Consider the following 19,566-nt stretch of genomic DNA (forward strand, 5'->3'; position numbering starts at 1 on the left):
CACCCGTACCCAACGCGGCTTGCGCACCCGACTGTGGGGCGCTCGCGAGTTCCTGCGCAACCCCTGACGGTCAGGTCGGCTGCTGCTCGGTGAGCAGGGCCCGGCAGCCGGTCCGGAAGGCGTCGTCGGCCGCGGTGTCGTACCGCATTCGGGAGGTGCTCGTGCTGTCGTTGCGGACGTGACGGGGGTCGGCGAGCTCCGCGCGGATCAGCTCGGGGAAGCCGGCCGGCACGGCGCGGGTGGTCCGCTCGCGCAGCAGGGCGGCGGCGATGAGCGGTCGGAGGTCGCGGCGGCGGGTCCAGAGGGCGCGCAGCAGGTCGTCGTGGGGTTCGGCGGCCGGTGCGGTCGCCCGGGCGGCGAGGAGCAGCCGGGTGAGGTTCTGGTCGTCGTCCGTGCGGTCCTGTGCGGAGGCGAGGGCCTCATGGATCCGCTCGGCGAGCGGTGCGGCTGCCGGACCCATCACGGCGACCAGCTCCAGGGCGCGGAACCTGTCCCACCACTGCTCGGTGTCCGCGATCACCTCGGCGAGCACGGGCAGGTATACGGCCGGGTCCTGCCCTCCGTGCCACAGCGCGCGGGCGGCGTTGACCCTGGTCCCGCCGTCCGGGTCGGCGAGCAGTCGCCGCAGCAGGGGCACGGTGTCCTCGGGGTCGAGGTCGGGACCGAGGCCGCCCGGCCGGTCCAGGGCCATGGCCGGGCCGTGGTGCAGCTTGCCCGTGGTGTCCTGGGTGATCGTGAGGGCGGCGGCCAGCATGATGCCGACCATCCGGCGCGCGTCGGGCCGGTCGATGGCCGCCGTGGCGGCCAGCAGGCGGCCGAGTTCGCGCAGCGCGTGGTGGTCCGGGTTGCCGTCCTCGTCCGTCGCGTCGCAGCTCCCGGCGACCTCGCGCATCCGGACGTACACCCCGGCGAAGAGGTCGACGTTCGGCGGCAGTTGCTCGCACCAGAGCGGCAGGTCCTCGGGGGCGGGGCGGCCGGGCAGCAGTGGCGCGAGGAGTTCGGCGCCCCGTTCGTCGCCTGCGGCGGCCAGCAGCTGGAGGCACTGGCCGGGCAGGTTGCGCTCCCAGCCCCAGTCGGTGTGGAACCTACCCTCCTCGGCGATGGCCGCGGCGGTGTCCAGCAGGTCGGGGGCGAGCGGCAGTCGGCCGAGGCACAGTTCGCGGGCCGCGGCCGTGGCGAGTTCCTCGTCGGGGTCGCGCAGGAGTCGGCCCAGTAGCTCGGCCGTCTCGGCGGCGGCAGGGGCCGGTAGGCGCCAGCCGCTGTGGAGGTCGCCCGCACGGTCCACCGCCTCCAGCGGGCTCTGCGGGTCGCCGTGGCGCAGCGCGTGGACGATCAGACGGTGACGGACCATCACCTGGTCGCCGAGCGCCTGGTGGAGGTCGCGCAGGGCGTCGGCGACCCGTTCGTCGGCACCCTCGGCGAAGGTCGAGGCGCGCAGGTCGCGCAGGTGGGAGAGCAGGGTGCCGGTGTCGGGCCGGGCCTCGGGGGCCGGTGCGGCGGGGCGCTCGCGGGAGCGGTCCAGGGCGGCCGTGGCCTGCTCGGCGGTGCCTGCGGGCAGATGGTCCGGCGCGTGGCGGGCGAGGGCGGCGAGGGCGGCGAGTTCGGTGCCCGGATCCCCGCCCGGCTCGGCGAGCCGGGCGAGGGCGCGGATGCCGCGCAGCCGCAGGGGCGGATCCTCGTGCAGCCGCTGGGCGAGGACGCCGAGCGCCTCGGCGTGGGCGTGCCGGGCCGCGCCGTCGTCCTCCCCGGCCACCTGGTCGAGCAGGGGCTCCAGCACCGCGTCGGGCCAGGGGTGACGGCGTGCCAGCAGCCCGGCCGCCGCGGCGCGTACGGCTGGATCGGGGTCGGCGAGCAGTGCCACCGTGGTCGGCAGCAGGTCGTGCAGCGCCGCGTGCGCGAGCAGCCCGTACGCCCAGCCGACCTCCTCGTACCAGTCGTCCTCCTCCTTGGCCTCGGCGATCACCGCCTGAGGGTCGGGGATCTCGTCCGCGTACTCCGTGGACGCGTCGGCGCTCCCGCCGATGCTGTCCAGCAGCCCGAGTACGCCGTCCCGGTCCCCGATGGTCGGGTCGGCGGCGAGGGCGCAGAGGAACGGCAGGCAGGCGAGCGTCGAGTCGTAGACGTCGCCCTGGTGGTGCACGCCGCCGTAGAGCGCGTCCAGCGCGCCCTCGCGCTCGGCCGGATCCGAGGACCGGAGGCCGCGCAGCAGTTCGGGGACGTCCGCGGCGTCACCGTAAGCATGGCTCAGTTCGGCCCAGTCGATGTCGTCAAGCCCGTCGAGCGGGTCACGGTCGGGCATGGGTCCCCCGGGTGGTGTGAGCTGGCTGGCTTCGCCAGGCCAGTCTCACTGATCACTCGGACATCCATGCGGCCGGGGCAGTTGTGGGGCGGCGACCCTGTGTCCCTGTGGGCTTGATGCTCACTCCGGCAGCGCCGAGTTGCCGCGCCTTCCGGTGAGCACCTGCACTGGGTTGGCGTGTTCGGGTGCAAGTCCGCTGGGGGAGCGGGCTGTTGTCCGGACGAGGCGGTCGCGGTGGGCGGCGGCGGTTTCGCGGACGATGGGGGGCGAGGTCGCCGAGTTCGGCGCTCTCCACTGGAGGCTGAGGCGGCTGTCGTGCGGTGTGCAGGTGTCGGTCACGGCAAGGGCCGGTCGGTGAAAGGCCGGGGCCCAGGTTCGCCTGGGCCTTGACGCTTGGCCTGGGGGGTGGTGCCTTCGATGGCCGGCCGGTTGGCGGAGAGTCATGACCGAGCAGTGACTTCCGGGCGGCTCCGGGGCAGAGCCGTGAAGAGGCGGGCCGCGGTGACGAGCGTGACGTGCCGGTGCCACTCGCACCGCAGCCGCCGCCGTCGCCCGACCGTTCGGCGCCGACGCTCTTCGTACGACGCTCTTCGCGCCCTCCGCTGCGAGGTGCGGCAGCGGTGGTGCCGAGTGCACAGGGCGGGGCGAAGGACTGTGCACCGTGGCGTATCCAGGGGCGGTCCGGATCGTGACAGTGGAGCACCACGATCGACCGAGAAGGACAAAGGGATGCCGGAGTTGTCGACCGCGCGGCGACGAGCGCGCAGAGTTGCCGTCCTGGGTGCGGGTGCAGTCGCCACCGCCATGATCCGACGCAGTGCCCGGAAGCGTGGCCGGCCCCGCGGCCCTCTCGCAGGCGTCGGGCACGAGGGCGTACGCCTGGCCGGGGCGCCGGCGGCGGAGCAGGCCGTGAGGAGTCGGTGGGTGGTCTTCCTCGCCTACGGGCTGCTGGCGGTCGCGACCCAGGCGCTGTTCGTGACCTACGCGCCGGTGACGCAGGACGCCGCGCGGCACTTCGGCGTTTCGGTGGGCCAGATCGGTTGGCTGTCCCAGGTCTTCCCGCTGGTCTACGTCCTGCTGGCGATCCCGGCCGGCCTGGCGCTCGACCGGTTCCTGCGTCCGGCGCTCGTGCTGGGTGCGGTCCTCACCGCGGTCGGGGCGTTCCTGAGGCTGGTGGCCGACGACTTCACCTGGGCGTTCATCGGGCAGGTCGTCGCCGCGGTGGGACAGCCGTTCATCCTGAATGCGATACCGGGTCTCGCCGTGGGCTACCTGGCGGAGAGGCACCGGGCCACCGGCGTCGCTGCCGCGTCCTCCGCGACGTTCGCCGGCATGGTCGTGGGCTACCTGCTCGGCGCGTGCCTGCCCGGCGAGGGCAACATCCGTACGCTCACCTTCGTGACGGCCCTGGTCGCCCTGGACGCGGGGCTGTGTCTCGTCGCGGCCCTGCGCTTGCGCCCGTACGCGGGCCACGGGTCAGTCCCGGTGACGGGGACGGTGACGGGTGGAGCGGGCGCCAACCGTGCCTTCCGGGTGGCGTTCGGCAATCGGCACGTGCGACGGCTGTGTGCGCTGGCCGTCATCCCGATGGGTACGTTCATCGCCCTCGCGACGTTCGTGCAACCCCTGCTGGCGCCGGCGGGCGTCTCCGAACCCACCGCCGGCCTCATCCTCGCGCTGACGATGATCGCCGGTGTGGTCGGCTGTGCGGTCGTGCCCGTCTGGGCGGACCGGCGCGGCCGCGAGGTCGAGGTCATGGGTGCCGCGATCGCCGTTACCGCGATGGCCTGCCTGCATCTGGCCCTGGTCCCGAGCCCGCTGACAGCGTTCGTCACGCTCCTCGGGACCGGGTTCATGCTGCTTCCTGCCCTTCCCATCGGGTTGTCCTTGAGCGAGCGGCACGCGCCGGGGGCCGAGAGCACGGCAGCCGGGCTGATCTGGATGGCGGGCAACCTGGGAGGGGTCGTGCTGGCGACGGTAGTCGGACTGCTCGTCACCCGCCCCGCGCTCGCCTTCGCGGCGCTGCTGGGGGCCACTCTGCTCGCCCTTCCGGCCCTCCACTGGTTCCGCAGGCTCGAGCGCCCGGTCGATCCCGTGGTGTGAGGTCAGTTCGAGGCGGTCGCGAGGATGCCGGGCGCGATGTCCAACACGAGGAGCGCTGCCGCAAGATGGGCCGGGTTGTCCTCGACCTTGACCGCGGAGAGCTCGTTCGCGCGCGAGACCCGCCGCTCGACGGTGTTGCGGTGCACATAGAGAGCGGCGGCGGCCCGTGTGGTGTTGAAGCCGCACTGTACGTAGGTGAGGAGCGCCTGCCGCAGCGCCGGGTCGGCTTCGGCCAGCGGACCGAGGGTGTTGATGACGAACCGTCGGGCGCCGGCCCGGTCCTTGGTGAGCGCGTCGATCAGCTCGACGTCGGCGTAGGCGGTGAACTGCCGGTCGGATGTGAGCCGGTTGACCAGTGCCTGCGCCGCGAGGGCGTCCTGGTGGCTGGACCGGAACCCTTCGAGTCCGTGGCCGGGCCTGCCCACCGCGCCGCGGACCCCGGGTGCCGTCGCCATGGCCTGCTCCACCTGGTACGGGTCCGGGATGTTCGCACCGGAGAGCCAGATCCAGCGCGAGGTGGTACTGGCACGTGCCACCAGGGTGCTGCGGTCCGAGGCCGGGGTGCTCACCGCCGCGACGGCCAGGTCCAGGGCGTCGACGTGCCGGGGGTCGTCGATCCACAGCACGAGACCGGTGTGGCAGCGCCCCATCCGGTAGTGCAGGCGCCCCTCTGCGAGGTCCTGCGCCATCGGTGCTCCGCCGGCGATCAGCTGGATCAACGCGATCGCCTCGGCATCCGCGTTGCCCATCGCCGCGGCGAGACTGGCTTCCCGCAGCGCCAGGACGGAGTCGAGGGCGTACTGAACCAGCGACTTCGCCGACACGTCCAGGACGTCCACCAGGAGGTCGCGATCGGTGAACTCCGCCGCGCACTCCTCCAGCCACCGCCGCCAGCCCATGCCCAAGGCCACGCGCCAGGCGCCGACGAAGTCCGGTGCGATGCCGCGGGAGACGAGGACGTTGATGTAGGCCGTGGCACGCGGCCCGACGTACGGCTCCACCCGCCGCCCCGGCTGCTGGACGTTCGCCGTCAACCACTGCACGAGATCGGAGCGGTTGAGCTCGCGGTCCTCCTCCGCCAGGGACGCGTCCGCGAGCAGGGCCGGGTCGTTCTGGGCCACGAGAGTGGGCGGGGTGAGGGCGTCGATCATGGCGTCCGTCTTGCTCATCAGGCGCTGGCACAGGGACCTGATCGCGTCGGCGACCTCGGGGGAAGGCGGGGGCCACAGCTCGTCCATGTCCGAAGTCTGCTCCTGATCTCGAGAAGCCAGTGCACCCGGCGCGCGCCGCGGCACCGGCGGTGGGGGAGGGGGCGAGCCGGGGCCCCGTACATCGCCCTGCCGCCGTCGAGTACCTGCTGACGCCTGCCGGCACCACGGAGTTCCAGGTCTTCCGCTCGGTGATCGAACCGGGTGGGGGCACCGGTGGCCCCTATCGGCTCGGCCCGGGAACCGTCCTCGCGCTGGGGCTGAGCGGCTCCACCCGCCTGGTCGTCGGCGGCGACACCCGGATGCTGTCGGCCGGCGCGGCCGCTCGTACGCGGCCAGGCGACCACCGAACGGACCGGACCCGCCGGGCCGGGGACCGCGAGGCTGTCGTTCACGGCGAAGGCGACGGGAGGGTTTGGTGGCAGTAAACGACGCAAAGCTGTATCACGCCGACGGGGGCGCCACAAGGGTGGCGGCGTCGCGCGGCCGGCTTGTGCGTGGTGCACCAGGTCTGGCGCAAGGAGGGTGCGCGCTGTCGTTCCCGCCCGTGGCCGTGGTTGGCGACAGTGAGGTCACGACCCCGGGAACAGCGAGGAAACGCCATGACAACTGAGGTGCTTGACGCCGTCGAGGAGTTCGACGTGGTCATCATCGGAGCGGGCATCTCCGGAATCGGTGCGGCCAGCTACTTCAGCCGGGAACTCCCCGGCAAGTCCCTGCTCGTACTCGAGGGCCGCGACAGCATCGGCGGCACCTGGGACCTCTTCCGCTATCCGGGCATCCGCTCGGACTCGGACCTCCACACCTTCGGTTACGAGTTCAAGCCGTGGCGCCACGAAGCCGCGATCGCCGACGCGCCGTTGATCCGGGACTACCTCAGGGAGACGGTCGAGGAGAACCGGCTGGAGCGCCTGATCAGGTTGCGCCACCGGGTCGTCGGGGCCGAATGGTCCTCGCTCGACAGTCGGTGGACCCTCACGGTGGAGGTGGCCGACCCCGCCGGCGGGCCGAGCGAGACGAAGACCGTCCGTGCCGGATGGGTGTTCGCCGCCACCGGCTACTACCGGTACGACGAGGGCTTCTCTCCCCGTTTCCCCGGGCAGGAGGACTTCGAGGGCGCGGTCGTCCATCCGCAGCACTGGCCCGAGGACCTGGACTACAGCGGCAAGAAGGTCGTCGTCATCGGCAGCGGCGCGACCGCGATCACCCTGGTGCCGTCGATGGCCACCGGGCCGGGTGCCGCCCGGCACGTGACGATGTTGCAGCGGACCCCGACGTACGTGCTGGCCCTGCCGCGCGTCGACAAGGTCGCCCTGGCGCTCACGAAGGCGCTGGGGGAGGAGCGCGGCTACGCCGCGACGAGGTTCAAGAACATCTGGATCGACCGCGCGGTCGTCAAGGGACTGCGGACGTTCCCGAAGGCCGGGCGCCGGTTGATCCGGCGCGAGAACCTCAAGCGGCTGCCCAAGGGGTTCGACGTCGACAAGCACTTCAACCCGCCGTACGACCCGTGGGACCAGCGGCTGTGCCTGGCCCCGGACGGCGACTTCTTCGACGCGATCAAGAACGGTCACGCGAGCGTCGTCACCGACACGATCACGCGGTTCAGCAGGCGCGGCGTCGTGCTCGGCTCGGGCGAGGAGCTGGAAGCCGACGTCGTCGTCACCGCGACGGGGTTGAACCTGCAGCTCTTCGGCGGCATGCCGATCGTGGTCGACGGCCGTGAGGTCGACCTCGCGGACGCGGTCTGTTACCGCGGGATGCTGCTGAGCGGGATCCCCAACTGGGCGATGGCGATCGGCTACACCACGTCGTCGTGGACGCTCAAGGTGAGCCTGATGTGCCGTTACTTCATCGACCTCGTCCGGCACATGGACGCCCACGGGTACGACCGGGTGGTCCCGGTTGCCCAGCCCGGGATGGAACGCAGACCGGTGATGGACCTGAAGGCCGGCTACGCCAAGCGCGCCGAGAGCCTGCTCCCCAAGCAGGGCCTCGAGAAGCCCTGGCGGATGGCGTTGTCCTACCCCGAGGACGCCAAGGCGCTGCGCGGACCGGTCGCCGACAACAACCTCGTGTTCGGCAGCGCCCGCTGGGTCGCGCACCCGTCCGACGGGGGGCGAGCGACCCGTGCCTGACTCCAACGGCGTGGCCGGCGCGGACCAGTACGCGGCCCTGCCCTCCGGGCTGACGATCTGCTTCCGCGACCACGGCGACCGGACCGACCCCGCCATCCTGCTCATCGCCGGACTGGGCGAGGACCTCACCTTCTGGACCGAGCCGTTCTTCGACGCGCTCGTCGCCCGCGGCTTCCGGGTCGTCGCGGTCGACAATCGCGACGTCGGCCGGTCGACGTTCGTCACCGCACCGCCTCCCGCGCTCTGGCGGCAGATCGTCGCCCGCCCGCGCGGCGACGCCTACGTGCTGGCCGACATGGCCCAGGACGCCGTCGGCGTCCTCGACCACCTCGGGATCGCCCGGGCCCATCTGGTCGGACGGTCGATGGGCGGGATGATCGCGCAGACCCTCGCGGCCACGGCGCCCGAGCGCGTGCTGTCGCTCACGTCCGTCTACTCGACGACCGGGGCGAGGAGGGTGGGTCGGCCGGCGCTGTCGACGATCCGGCTGCTCGCCGCCCCGCCGGCCCGGACCAGGACCGAGGCGGTTCGGGCCCACCTGCGGCTCACCGGCCATGTCGCGGGAACGGGGTACCCCATCGACGACGCGGCCGAGGCGGCCATCGCGGCGCGCGGCTGGGACCGCAGCGCCGGTGACCCGGCGGCCGGCGTGGCGCGCCAGATCCAGGCCATCCAGCGCTCCGGGGACCGGACGGGCCAGTTGAGCACGATCACCGCACCGACGCTGGTCGTCAACGGTGACCGGGACCTGCTGGTCGACCCGAGCGGCGGCGCCGCGACCGCACGGGCCATCCGTTCGGCGCGGCACGTGGTCATCCCCGGCATGGGCCATCACATCCCCGAGGCCCTCGTCGGCCCCGTCACCCAGTACATCGCGCAGCACGCGGCCCGCGTGGGCGAAGGAGGAAACCATGTCCGCACCCCTTGAACGCGAACCCCGGAACACCACGGTCGACGTCGTGGTCGTCGGCGCCGGTTTCGCCGGTCTGTGCGCCGCCGAGCGACTGGTGAGCACGGGGCGGTCCGTCCTGGTCGTGGAAGCCCGCGACCGGGTCGGCGGCCGATCGCTCTCCGGCGAGGTGGCAGGCGTGAAGGTCGACCTCGGAGCGACGTGGGTGTCACGACAGCACACCGCCATCCGGGACCTCGCGAACCGGATGGGGTGTACCACGACCGACCAGTTCGACCAGGGTCGCAACGTGCTGTGGTTGGCAGGCCGACGCCGCACCTACAGCGGCACCATTCCCAAGGTCTCCCCCGCGACCCTGGTGGACATGGCCCGCGTGCAGACGGCGGTGAACAAGCTGGTCGCGACCATCGACGTGAGCGCCCCGTGGGAGACGCCCGGGGCGGGCCGGCTCGACGCCGTCTCGTTCGGCGAGTGGCTCGACCGGAAGAACGCGCTGCCCAGCACCCGGGCGCTGATGACCATCGTCAGCAAGGTGCAGTGGGGCTGCACCCCGGGAGACGTCTCCCTGCTGCACGTACTGCGCTACATCCGTGCGGCGGGTGGGCTCAACCACATGCTGGACGTCGAGGGCGGAGCGAACGAGGACCGGTTCGTCGAAACCACCCAGGAGATCGCCAAGCGGGCGGCGGAGCGGCTCGGCGACCGCGTGCGGCTGGCGACACCGGTGCGCCGCATCACGCAGGACGGCAACGGCGTGACCGTCCACACCGACTCCGGCGAGATCCACGCGGGGTACGCGATCGTCACGGCCGCCCCGGCGCACCGCGCCACCATCGAGTACGAACCCGCTCTGCCCGAGCGGGCCGAGGGGCTCACGCGGACCTGGCGCATGGGCGTCCTCAGCAAGGCATTCGTGGCCTACGACAAGCCTTTCTGGCGGGCCGACGGCTGCTCCGGTGAGGCAGTGACCGACACCGGCACCGTGTTCATCACCTTCGACGTGTCCCCCACCCCTGCCGGACCGGGCGTCCTGATGGCCTTCTGCGACCCTCGCGTCTTCGACGGCTTCAGCCCCGAGACCCGACGCGACCTGGTCGTCCAGCAACTCGTCGACCTCTACGGTCCGCAGGCCAGCACCCCGATCGACTACCTGGACCACCGTTGGGGAGCGGAGCCGTTCGCCCCGGGCGGCCCCCACCCGGTCGCCGGTCCCCACGCGACCGTGAGCTACGGCCGGGCGCTCGGCGAGCCCCACGGGCGCATCCACTGGGCCGGCACCGAAACCGCCGGTGAGTGGGCCGGGACCATGAACGGCGCGGTTCTGACGGGCCAGCGCACCGCCGAGAACGTCGCCACCCTCCTGTCCAGCAACGTGCGAGAGGGGGCGTCGAGATGAAGGAGGCGCTGTTCCTGCTGGCGGATCTGTGGATGATCTTCTCCGGCTACTTCTACGGCTGGAAATTCATCCGCCGGTACGGCAACTACCTCCTCGGCCTCGAGACGATGGTGGTCGCGACGTCGGGCAGCAACTTCCTGGTCTGGTCGCTGCTGGGCGCCGATCCCGGCAGCGTCCTGTACGACGTGGCCTACTTCTTCGACGCCTTCTCCAGGTCCGTCGGCATCACGGTCATCCTGATCATGGGTCTGATGATGGTCACCCATCGCTACAGACCGAGCCGAGGCGTCGACATCGCCGTGTTCGGAGCCGCGGTCGTGGCCGGCCTGTTCCTCCGGCCGTTCCACGGTGCGGACCTCCACACCGACCGCGCCGCGTTCGCGGTCGCCGTGTTCTACGTCGTCGTCAATCTCCTCACGGCGGTCTTCCTCGGGTACTTCGTCAAGCGGCTCTGGCAGGCAGGCGCGAGGTGGCCGGCGGTCGCGACGGCACTGGTCACGGCCGCCGGGACCGCCATCGCGATCACCTACGACTTCTTCCCCCTGCCGTTCGACGACGCGAACCGCGCGATCTTCTACACCGCCGCGCTGGCCACGTGGGGCACCCAGATATTCGTCTACTTCCGCGCCTACCGCGTGCTGCACGACCGCAACGCCGCCCTGGACGCGAACCCGGCCCGCGCAGTCGGAGCCCCCGCATGAACCCCGAACACGAAGAAGGAGTCAGGATGGCGAACAGGCAGGTGTACGCGGTGGTGGACCCCGCTGACGGCACAGTGGTCAAGGAGTACCCCACCGCGACGGACCAGGCCGTCGACGGAGCGCTCGACGCGGCGGCGAAGGCATACGCGCACTGGTCGAGGCAGACCTCCCTCGCCCAGCGCGCCTGGCTGTTGAGCGCCGTCGCCGACCTGCACGAGGAGCGCAGCGCGCAGCTCGCCGCGATCATCCAGCGGGAGATGGGCAAGCCGCTGGACCAGGCCCTCGCGGAGGTCGAGTTCAGCGCCTCCATCTACCGGTACTACGCCGAGAACGCGGAGGCGTTCCTCGCCGACGAGCCGATCGAGCTCCTGGGGGGAGAGGGCACCGCTCTCATCCGCCGCCGGTCGATCGGCGTGCTCCTGGGGATCATGCCCTGGAACTACCCGTACTACCAGGTGGCCCGGTTCGCCGCACCGAACCTCGCGCTGGGCAACACCATCGTGCTCAAGCACGCGTCGCAGTGCCCGGAGTCGTCCGCGGCCCTCCAGCAGTTGTTCACCGACGCGGGCGCTCCCGAGGGCTGCTACGTCAACGTCTACGCCACCCGCGAGCAGATCGCCGTCGCCATCGCGGACCCCCGGGTGCAGGGGGTCTCCTTCACCGGTTCGGAGCGGGCCGGCGCGGAGGTCGCCGCGCAGGCCGGGCGCAGCCTCAAGAAGGTGGTGCTCGAACTGGGCGGCTCGGACCCCTTCATCGTGCTGTCGACCGACGACCTCGACGCCACGGTCCGAGCGGCGGTCGAGGCCCGGTTCGAGAACACCGGGCAGGCGTGCAACGGCGCGAAGCGGTTCATCGTCGCCGACGACCTCTACGACGCCTTCCTGGACGCGTTCACCCACAAGGTGCTCGCCATGACCGACGGCTTGGCACCCCTGTCCTCGGTCGCCGCCGCCGAGTACCTCGAGGAACAGGTCGAGCGAGCCATCGACCACGGAGCGGCCTTCGTCTCCGCAGGCAAGCGCGAAGGGGCGCACTTCCCGCCCGGCGTCCTGACGAACGTGTCGCCGACCTCGCCCACGGCCGCCGAGGAGCTCTTCGGCCCCGTCGCGATCCTCCACCGGGCCCGGTCCGAGGACGAGGCCGTCGAACTGGCGAACGCCACACCGTACGGACTGGGCTCCTACCTGTTCACGACCGACGCCGACCAGGCCGCGCGCGTCGCCGACCGGATCGACGCGGGCATGGTCTTCGTCAACGGCGTCGGCCTCGAAGGCGCCGAACTGCCCTTCGGCGGGGTCAAGCGGTCCGGCTTCGGCCGGGAACTGGGCCGGGCCGGAATCGACGAGTTCGCCAACCGCAAGCTCATCCGCACCGCTGCGACCCGTCCGGCGCAGCCCACGGGAGGAAACCCGTCATGACCATCGAGTTCGACGCCGCCGTCCTCCGGGCCCCGGGCGCGCCGCTGACCATCGAGCGGGTCTCCCTCCCCTCGACACCCCCGCCCGGCGAGGTACTCGTGCGACTCGGAGCGAGCGGGCTGTGCCACAGCGACCTCCACGCGCTGGTCGGCGAGTGGGAGGTGCCGTCGCCGATGATCCTCGGCCACGAAGGGGCCGGGACGGTCGAGCGCGTCGGCGCAGGCGTCACGACCCTCAAGCCGGACGACCACGTGGTGCTGTCGTGGACGCCGTCGTGTCGCCGCTGCCGCCACTGCGTCGGCGGAAGGCCGGTCCTGTGCGACATGGTCAGCCGGCACTCGGCGAACCACCTGTCGTTCGACGGCCGATCCCGCGTCACGTCCGCGGACGGGGGCGACGTCTACAGTTTCGCCGGCCTGGGAACGTTCGGGCAGTACACCCTGGTGCCCGAGTCGGCGGCGATCGCCGTCCGCCAGGACGCCCCGTTCCCCCAGGCCGCCCTGGTCGGATGCGCCGTCACCACCGGCGTCGGCGCGGCCGTCAACACCGCCAAGGTGCGTCCGAGCGACACCGTGCTGGTCCTCGGCTGCGGCGGCGTCGGCCTCAACGCGATCCAGGGCGCCCGGCTCGTCGGCGCCCGGAGGATCATCGCCGCCGACGTCTCCGACGACAAGCTCGCGCAGGCCCGCCACTTCGGCGCCACCCACGTGATCAACAACCGCAGCGAGGACCTCGCCGAGCGGATCTCCCAGCTCACCGACGGACGCGGCGTGGAGGTGGCCATCGAGGCCATCGGGCTGCCGCGCACCATCGAGGCTGCCTACGCGGTCCTCGCCCGAGGCGGCACGGCGGTGGTCGCCGGGCAGGTGGCGGACGGCGTGCGGATCTCCATCGACCCGTTCGTCATGTCCGACCAGGAGCTCTCCCTCATCGGGTCGAACTACGGCTCCAGCACGCCGGATTCGGACTTCCCCCTGCTGATCGACCACTACCTGAACGACCGGATCGACCTCGACTCCCTCGTGACGCGCGTGATCGACCTGAAGGACATCAACGAAGGCTTCGACCAACTGAAGCGCGGCATCGGCATCCGCTCGGTGATCACGTACTGAAAGGCAGTGGCAATCCATGGCCCTGGAATCGTCCCGCCTGGCCTTCGAGCGGGCCCGACGCAGCATCGGCGGCGGTGTGGGGTCCGGCCTGCGCGCCGCGATGCCTCCCCACCCGCTCTTCGTGCGGGAGGCACACGGCGCCCACGTGTGGGACCTCGACGGCGACCGGTACACCGACTACGTGATGGCCTGGGGCCCGCTCGTCCTCGGGCACGGCGACCCGCGCGTGGTGTCCGCGGTGGCCGACGTCCTGACCAGGATGCAGGTCGTCGGCACCGGCCACGCGCTCGAGTACCTCGCGGCGGAGGCGGTCCTGGAGGCCGTCCCGCACGGCGAGCGACTGCTGTGGAGCAACACGGGGACCGAGGCGGTGCAGGTCGCACTCCGCCTCGCGCGCGCCGCCACCGGGCGGCGTCGCGTCCTCAAGTTCGCCAAGAGCTACCACGGCTGGCACGACACCGTGTACGCCGGGATGTCCGAGGACGACGGCGACCGCCCCGCAGCCCCCGGCGGGCCGGGACAGTCGCCCAGCGTGCTGGACGACCTGGTCGTGGCGCGCTTCAACGACGTACCGCTGGCCGAGCGGCTGCTTGGCGAGGCCGTCGAGCGCGACATCGCCGCCGTGCTCGTCGACCCGGTGATGAGCAACGCCGGCGTCGAAGAGCCCGCACCGGGGTTCCTGTCGACGCTGCGCACCCTTTGTGACCGGCACGGCGTCGTCCTCGTCTTCGACGAGGTGATCGCCGGGTTCCGGATCGCCCGGGGCGGGGCGGCCGAGAAGTACGGCGTGCTGCCCGACCTGTCCGTCTTCGGGAAGGCGATGGCCGGAGGCTTCACCCAGAGCGCCGTCGTCGGCCGGGCCGAACTCGTCGATCAGGTGACGGCCGGCGTGGTTCATGCCGGAACCTTCAACGCCAACCCGGTCGCCCTGGCGGCCGTCGAGGCGACGATGCGCGTCCTGGCCGATCCCGCGGTCTACGAGCAGCTCGAACGGACCTCGTCCGAGTTCGAGGCTCTCGTCGGTGGCGCCCTCGGCTCGTCTCCCGACTTCGGCCGCTTCAACCGGGTCGGCTCGCTCCTCCAGTACGTCCCCGCCGGCGGTGCCACCGGCCTCCACGGAACCGGCGGGACCTGGACCGCGATCCTCGAAGGGATGCTGCGCCAGGGCGTTTTGTTCATGCCGTCCGGCAAGGTCTTCCTCAGCACGGCGCACACCACCGCCGACATCGAGGCGACGGCCGAAGCCCTCCACCGGCTCCTGGAGAAGTTCTGATCTCAGGCTCGAGCCCCCACGTGTGAGCCCCACCTACTCCGAACCAGGCCGTGTGTTCCCCCCCCGCGGCCTGGTTCGGTCCACCTTCCGGAAGACACCATGCTGAACCTCTCGGTCCTGCTGGAGGACTCCGCCCGCATGCGCCCCGACCGGGACGCCGTGGTCCTCGGTCCGACGCGTCTCACCTACGTCCAGGTCGACCCCGCGGCACGCCCTCGACAGCGCCCGGACCCCGAGGCTAGGCTCGCGCGCAGAGAGTATTCAATTTGTTGACTATGGAGTCTGTCGTGCACCCCTTTCGCGCAGCCGTTGAGGCCGGCGATCACGACGCCCTTCAGGCCCTCCTGGCCGAGGACGTCGTCTTCACCAGCCCCGTCGCCTTCAAGCCCTACCCGGGCAAGGCCATGACCGCCGCGATCCTGCGCGGTGTCGGACGGGTCTTCGAGGACTTCCGCTACGTCCGCGAGATCAACGGTGCGGACGGCCGCGACCGGGCCTTCGTCTTCAAGGCCGCCGTCGACGGCCGCGAGGTGCACGGCTGTGACTTCCTCCACTTCGACGAGGACGGCCTGATCGACGAGTTGACGGTGATGGTCCGCCCGCTCTCCGGCGCCCAGGCCCTCTCCACGGCGATGGGCGCGCAGTTCGAGCGAATCACCGCCGAAGCGCTGGGCGCGTCCGAGGCATGAGCGCGACCACGGGCTTCCGCCGGTACGTCGCGATCGGCGACAGCCAGACCGAGGGCCTGGGTGACGGTGACGAGACGGCCGGATGGCGCGGCTGGGCGGACCGGTTGGCCGAGACGATCTCCGAGCACGAGCCCGACCTGCTCTACGCCAACCTCGCCGTCCGCGGCCGGCTCGCCGGCCAGGTACGGGCCGAACAGCTCTCCCCGGCCCTCGCGCTACGGCCGGACCTGGTCACCGTGGTCGCCGGGATGAACGACCTGATGCGGCCCGGTTTCGACGCGGGCGAGGTGGTGGCGGAACTCGACGCGATGTTCGCCGCCTTCACGGGCGCGGGGGCGCGGGTGCTCACCTTCACCTTCCCCGACATCGGCCGGATCGCGCCGTTGGCCCGCGGGCTGCGGCCCCGGGTCCTGGACCTCAATGCGCGCATCCGGGCCACGGCCGACCACCGCGGCGTCCTGGTCGTCGACTTCTTCCCGCACGAGGCGACGACCGATCCGCGCATGTGGAGCGCGGACCGGCTGCACGCCAGCCCGCTCGGCCACGCCGGGATCGCCGCCGCGGCGGCCGAGGCGCTCGCGCTGCCCGGCAGCGACAGCGGGTGGGCCGAGCCGCTGCCTCCGCTCCCGGCGGCAGGGCTCCGGCAGCGGGCCGTCCGGGAGGCCGCCTGGATCGGCACCTTCCTCGGGCCGTGGCTGATGCGCCGCCTGCGCGGCCGCTCCTCCGGCGACGGAAGGGTCGCGAAGCGCCCGGAACTGCGGCCCGTCGGGGCTCCCCGCCCGGTGCACTGAGCGGCCGCCCACGAAGACCGTCAGACCGGCCCCTGCGCCGGCTCCCGCCCGGGGGCCGGCGCGGCGGTTCGGCGCCGGTCCAGGACCGCGAGTGCCTGCTCGCACCAGCGCTGGTTCTCGCGCTCGAACGACAGTCCGCGCATCAGCGTCAGGTACGGCCCGATCCGTTCGGCCGTGGCGAGGTACTCGTCCTCGAAACGCCCGTCCAGCAGCCGCGCCCGCAGGCGCTCGTAGCGGGCCACCTTGGCCTGTGCCCACACCAGACGTTCGAGCAGCGCCGCGCGCACGGCCTCTTGGTCGCCCGCGTCCACGGCCTGCACCTGGACGAGCAGTTCGTCCCGGATCGCGGACGGCCGCGGCGGCGAGGCCGTGAACGACCGCAGGGCGGCGCGGCCCGCCTCGGTGAGCGAGAACAGCCGCTTGTTCGGCCGCCGCTCCTGTTCGACGACCCGGGCGCTGATCAGCCCGTCGGCCTTCATCCGGTCCAGCTCCCGGTAGAGCTGCTGCGGTGTGGCCATCCAGAAGTTCGCCGCCGACGCGTCGAACGCCTTCGTCAGGTCGTATCCGGACGCCTCGCCCTCCAGGAGGGTCGACATGATCGCGTTGCGCAGGGCCATGCCGCCAGCCTAGCGAGCGCCCCGCGCACCGGCGACCGACGCGATTAATCAACAAGGCACGTATGCTGGAGGCCCTCGCGTCCCTCGCCCCGCAGGTAGGAGGTGGCCGCAGCCTGGGTGGTGACCACCGTGCCGGGGGCCCCGGCGACGGTGTCGTCCGCTGCGACGGAGACCCGGACGAACAGGGTGGCGAGCAGGCAGAGGGCGCTGACGCCGACGCTGAACCAGCCCAGAGTGGACGGCTTGCCGGGGCGGGGACGCAGCAGCAGCCAGGCCACCAGCGCGAGTCCGACCACCGAGCAGGCCAGCACGACGGCCAGGCGGTGGCCGTGCCGCATCACCTCGTGCACCGGGTTGTCGATGCCGGCGGCGGCGACACCGGCCAGGACGAACAGGACCACCGACACCACGGCGCACACGATCGGCACGGCGCCCCACCGGCGGTGCGGAGGGGACGGGTCGGTGGAGGGGGACATGTCGGCTCCGGTACATGGCTGACGGCTGACGCGACGATCATGAACGACGCGCGACGGGCGGTCGGTCAGCGAACCGCATGCTCGGTGCCGGCCTGTCGCCGCTTCCTCCCAACGGCCCACGGAAGCACCGGCCGAACGGGGCCCTGGACGTGGCGGCGCTGTGGCGGGCGCTGGAGGGAGTGGTCTCGCGGGCCGCGGTGAACAGCGCGGTGCGGGTGGTCGAGCAACTGGTGGCCGAGGACGACGGGTCGGGCGGAGATCACGCTGCGCGGGCAGCCGGCCACCCCTTGGCCGAGGCGGCTCGGCGGCGGCCCGGCGCCCGGGCCACCAGTTCCAACCGACCGATGATCCACAAGGACACGTCCGCAAGGCATTTCGGAATGCCGGACCGCGGGCTCGGGTAGGACTGGGGCCGTTGACCATCAGCGGAAGGGGGCTCTGTGCGCCGGGTCGGGGCGGACGTGATCGTGGTGGGCGCGGGGGTGTTGGGCCGGTCGACGGCGTTCGAGTTGGCTTCCCGCGCGCCGGAGCTGCGGGTGGTGCTGTCCGGCCGCCGCGGTGCGGGCGCGTCCGAAGCGGCGGGGGCGATGCTCGGTGCTCTGGGGGAGGTGACCGCGGCGGCGCTGGCCACGCGGCACGGCCGCCTGAGGGTGGAACTGGCGCTGGAGGCGGCCGGGCGGTGGCCCACATGGCGGCGCCGGGTCCGGGAGGCCGTGGTCCGACCGCGCGGCGACGGCTACGGAACCGGGACCTTCGTGCTGCTGAACGCGGTGGGCTCGGTGCTGGACGAGCGCTCGTTCGCGGCGATCGGTCGGGCCGGGCGCGAGTTCGGCGTCCCGGTGGAGGAGATCGAGCCGGGTCAGGTGCCGGGGCTTCGTCCGCTGGACAACGACCGGGCGCTGCGCGCGCTGCACCTGCCCGCCGAGGCGTTCCTGGATGCCCGACGCTGGCTCGGCTGCCTCGACGCGGCCCTGGAGGCGCTGCCCAACGTGACGCGGGTGCCGTCCGCCGCGGTGCGGGCGGACGGCACCCGGTATGTGCTGTCGACGCGGGGCGGGCAGTTCGCTGCGCCCACGCTCGTGGTGGCGGCTGGAGCCTGGACCCGCCCGCTGGTCGAGGCCGTGGACCCCGGCCTGACGTTGATGCCGGTCGCGGCGGCGGAGGGTACGGCGGTGAGCGTGACCGCCCCGATGCCGCTGCCGTCGGTGCTGCGGACCCCGAACCGGGCGTACGCGTGCGGACTGCACGCCGTGCCGCAGGCCGACGGCGCCTGGTACATCGGAGCCACGGCCGCGCCGACCCTCGAGCCCGGTGACGCCCCGCACCTGGGCGGGGTGCGGTTCCTGCTGGACGCCGCGCTCGGCCAGCTCCACCACGGCCTCGCCACCGCCCGGCTACGCCGAATCCACCACGGCAACCGGCCCATCGGCCTCGACGGGCACCCCCTCCTGGGCGTCACCAGCCGGCCCGGCCTGTGGGTGGCGACCGGAACGCACCGGGACGGACTGCACGCCTCGCCGCTGATCGCCCAGGAACTTGCCACCGAGATCCTGGACGGCACTGCCAGTGCGTGGCTGACGCCGTGGCGCCCGCAACGGGCGCCGATCAGCGACTGGACCGTGCAGGACGCGGTCGCCGAGGCCGCCGCCCACCACCGGGCGCTGGCCGCCGAGGCCCGGATGCGCCCGCCGCTGACCGGTGCCTGGCCGCAGACGCTCGCCGACGGTTACCACCAGCAGTTGGCCGCCGCCTACACCCAGCTCCCCGACGGCTTCGTCCTGCCGCCCGAACTCGCCCCGCTGGCCTACGAACACGGAGCAGCCCTGGCGAAGACCATCAACAGCTATCAGCAAGGACGCGCGGGCAGCTGAGCGGTTGAGCAGGCCGCCGCCGGGGTGAGGTCCCGTAGTCGGCGGTAGGTGCGGCCGGCAGTACCGCCGGGCGCACCTGCCGCCGGAGGATCGGGTTCGGGGTGTCAGGGGTCGGCCGGGGCGGATCCGCTCATTGCCAGGGCCGGAGCCTGACGTCGACGACGTGCATGCCCGCGGCCGTGGCGGCGGTGACGCCCTCGTCGGTGTCCTCGTAGGCGAGGCACCGTCCGGGTGCGACGCGCAGGAGGCGGGGGCTGCCAGCCCTGTTCCCCTTCCACAGGCCCTCGCGCGGCACTAGTACGAGCGGCCGACTGTTCGGGCCCGGCGCACGGTTCGAGAATTCGAAGTGGCGCGCGCCTGCCGGATCAGGTCATGTCATGTGCTCGGCCCGCCCGGAGACCGTCGCGCCGTCCCCGTCGCCGGTTCGAGAGGTGGTCTCCCCAGATGAGCAGCAGTACCAGCGTTTCCCGTCCCCAGACCGGGGAGGAGTACCTGGAGAGCGTCCGTGACGGCCGGGACGTGTGGATCTACGGCGAGCGCGTGACCGATGTGACGGCCCATCCG

General features: G+C 72.4%; 15 protein-coding genes. 11 read left to right on the forward strand and 4 right to left on the reverse strand.

Going from position 1 to position 19,566, the window contains the following annotated elements; translation table 11 throughout:
• Positions 1-70: 70 nt before the first annotated feature.
• On the reverse strand, positions 71-2,299 hold the full coding sequence (locus tag IH61_RS45785) for a hypothetical protein (protein ID WP_051836774.1): 2,229 nt from the start codon (positions 2,297-2,299) through the stop codon (positions 71-73).
• 924 nt (positions 2,300-3,223) lie between these two features.
• Between IH61_RS45785 and IH61_RS0110740 the strand changes: the two genes are divergently transcribed.
• Entirely contained in the window at positions 3,224-4,402 is a 1,179-nt protein-coding gene (locus IH61_RS0110740) for an MFS transporter (protein WP_051836776.1), read from the forward strand.
• 2 nt (positions 4,403-4,404) lie between these two features.
• Here the strand turns inward: IH61_RS0110740 and IH61_RS0110745 are convergent, their stop codons facing one another.
• Positions 4,405-5,640: a PucR family transcriptional regulator gene (locus tag IH61_RS0110745; RefSeq protein WP_031068160.1), complete on the reverse strand. Its 1,236-nt coding sequence runs from the start codon at positions 5,638-5,640 to the stop codon at positions 4,405-4,407.
• Positions 5,641-6,212: 572 nt separating this feature from the next.
• On the opposite strand from IH61_RS0110745, the gene IH61_RS0110755 reads away from it, so the two are divergent.
• The 9 genes from IH61_RS0110755 (at position 6,213) to IH61_RS0110800 (ending at position 16,038) form a co-directional block, all read left to right on the forward strand.
• Complete coding sequence (locus tag IH61_RS0110755) at positions 6,213-7,748, forward strand: flavin-containing monooxygenase (protein ID WP_037972244.1); 1,536 nt, start codon at positions 6,213-6,215, stop codon at positions 7,746-7,748.
• Entirely contained in the window at positions 7,741-8,676 is a 936-nt protein-coding gene (locus IH61_RS0110760) for an alpha/beta fold hydrolase (RefSeq protein WP_031068165.1), read from the forward strand. The genes IH61_RS0110755 and IH61_RS0110760 overlap by 8 nt, the downstream gene beginning before the upstream one ends.
• Complete coding sequence (locus IH61_RS0110765) at positions 8,660-10,054, forward strand: flavin monoamine oxidase family protein (RefSeq protein ID WP_031068167.1); 1,395 nt, start codon at positions 8,660-8,662, stop codon at positions 10,052-10,054. The genes IH61_RS0110760 and IH61_RS0110765 overlap by 17 nt, the downstream gene beginning before the upstream one ends.
• Positions 10,051-10,755, forward strand: a complete 705-nt coding sequence (locus IH61_RS0110770) for a hypothetical protein (protein ID WP_031068169.1) — start codon at positions 10,051-10,053, stop codon at positions 10,753-10,755. The genes IH61_RS0110765 and IH61_RS0110770 overlap by 4 nt, the downstream gene beginning before the upstream one ends.
• 26 nt (positions 10,756-10,781) lie before the next feature.
• Complete coding sequence (locus IH61_RS0110775; RefSeq protein ID WP_037972247.1) at positions 10,782-12,173, forward strand: NAD-dependent succinate-semialdehyde dehydrogenase; 1,392 nt, start codon at positions 10,782-10,784, stop codon at positions 12,171-12,173.
• Positions 12,170-13,285, forward strand: a complete 1,116-nt coding sequence (locus IH61_RS0110780) for a Zn-dependent alcohol dehydrogenase (protein ID WP_031068173.1) — start codon at positions 12,170-12,172, stop codon at positions 13,283-13,285. Before IH61_RS0110775 ends, IH61_RS0110780 begins: the two co-directional genes overlap by 4 nt.
• A gap of 16 nt (positions 13,286-13,301) precedes the next feature.
• Complete coding sequence (locus tag IH61_RS0110785; protein WP_031068176.1) at positions 13,302-14,558, forward strand: aspartate aminotransferase family protein; 1,257 nt, start codon at positions 13,302-13,304, stop codon at positions 14,556-14,558.
• A 287-nt stretch (positions 14,559-14,845) separates the two neighbouring features.
• Positions 14,846-15,247 carry a nuclear transport factor 2 family protein gene (locus tag IH61_RS0110795; protein WP_031068178.1) on the forward strand — a complete coding sequence of 134 codons (402 nt, stop codon included), beginning with the start codon at positions 14,846-14,848 and terminating at the stop codon, positions 15,245-15,247.
• Positions 15,244-16,038 carry an SGNH/GDSL hydrolase family protein gene (locus IH61_RS0110800; protein WP_031068180.1) on the forward strand — a complete coding sequence of 265 codons (795 nt, stop codon included), beginning with the start codon at positions 15,244-15,246 and terminating at the stop codon, positions 16,036-16,038. Before IH61_RS0110795 ends, IH61_RS0110800 begins: the two co-directional genes overlap by 4 nt.
• A gap of 20 nt (positions 16,039-16,058) precedes the next feature.
• On the opposite strand, the gene IH61_RS0110805 is transcribed toward IH61_RS0110800, so the two are convergent.
• A complete protein-coding gene (locus tag IH61_RS0110805) occupies positions 16,059-16,655 on the reverse strand; it encodes a PadR family transcriptional regulator (RefSeq protein ID WP_051836777.1) in 597 nt (198 codons plus the stop codon).
• 44 nt (positions 16,656-16,699) lie between these two features.
• Positions 16,700-17,131, reverse strand: a complete 432-nt coding sequence (locus tag IH61_RS0110810) for a hypothetical protein (RefSeq protein WP_031068184.1) — start codon at positions 17,129-17,131, stop codon at positions 16,700-16,702.
• Positions 17,132-17,571: 440 nt separating this feature from the next.
• On the opposite strand from IH61_RS0110810, the gene IH61_RS0110820 reads away from it, so the two are divergent.
• Positions 17,572-19,002: an NAD(P)/FAD-dependent oxidoreductase gene (locus tag IH61_RS0110820; RefSeq protein WP_051836778.1), complete on the forward strand. Its 1,431-nt coding sequence runs from the start codon at positions 17,572-17,574 to the stop codon at positions 19,000-19,002.
• Positions 19,003-19,566: the final 564 nt, after the last annotated feature.

The organism is Streptomyces sp. NRRL WC-3742 (assembly GCF_000720635.1).
Taxonomy (GTDB): domain Bacteria; phylum Actinomycetota; class Actinomycetes; order Streptomycetales; family Streptomycetaceae; genus Kitasatospora.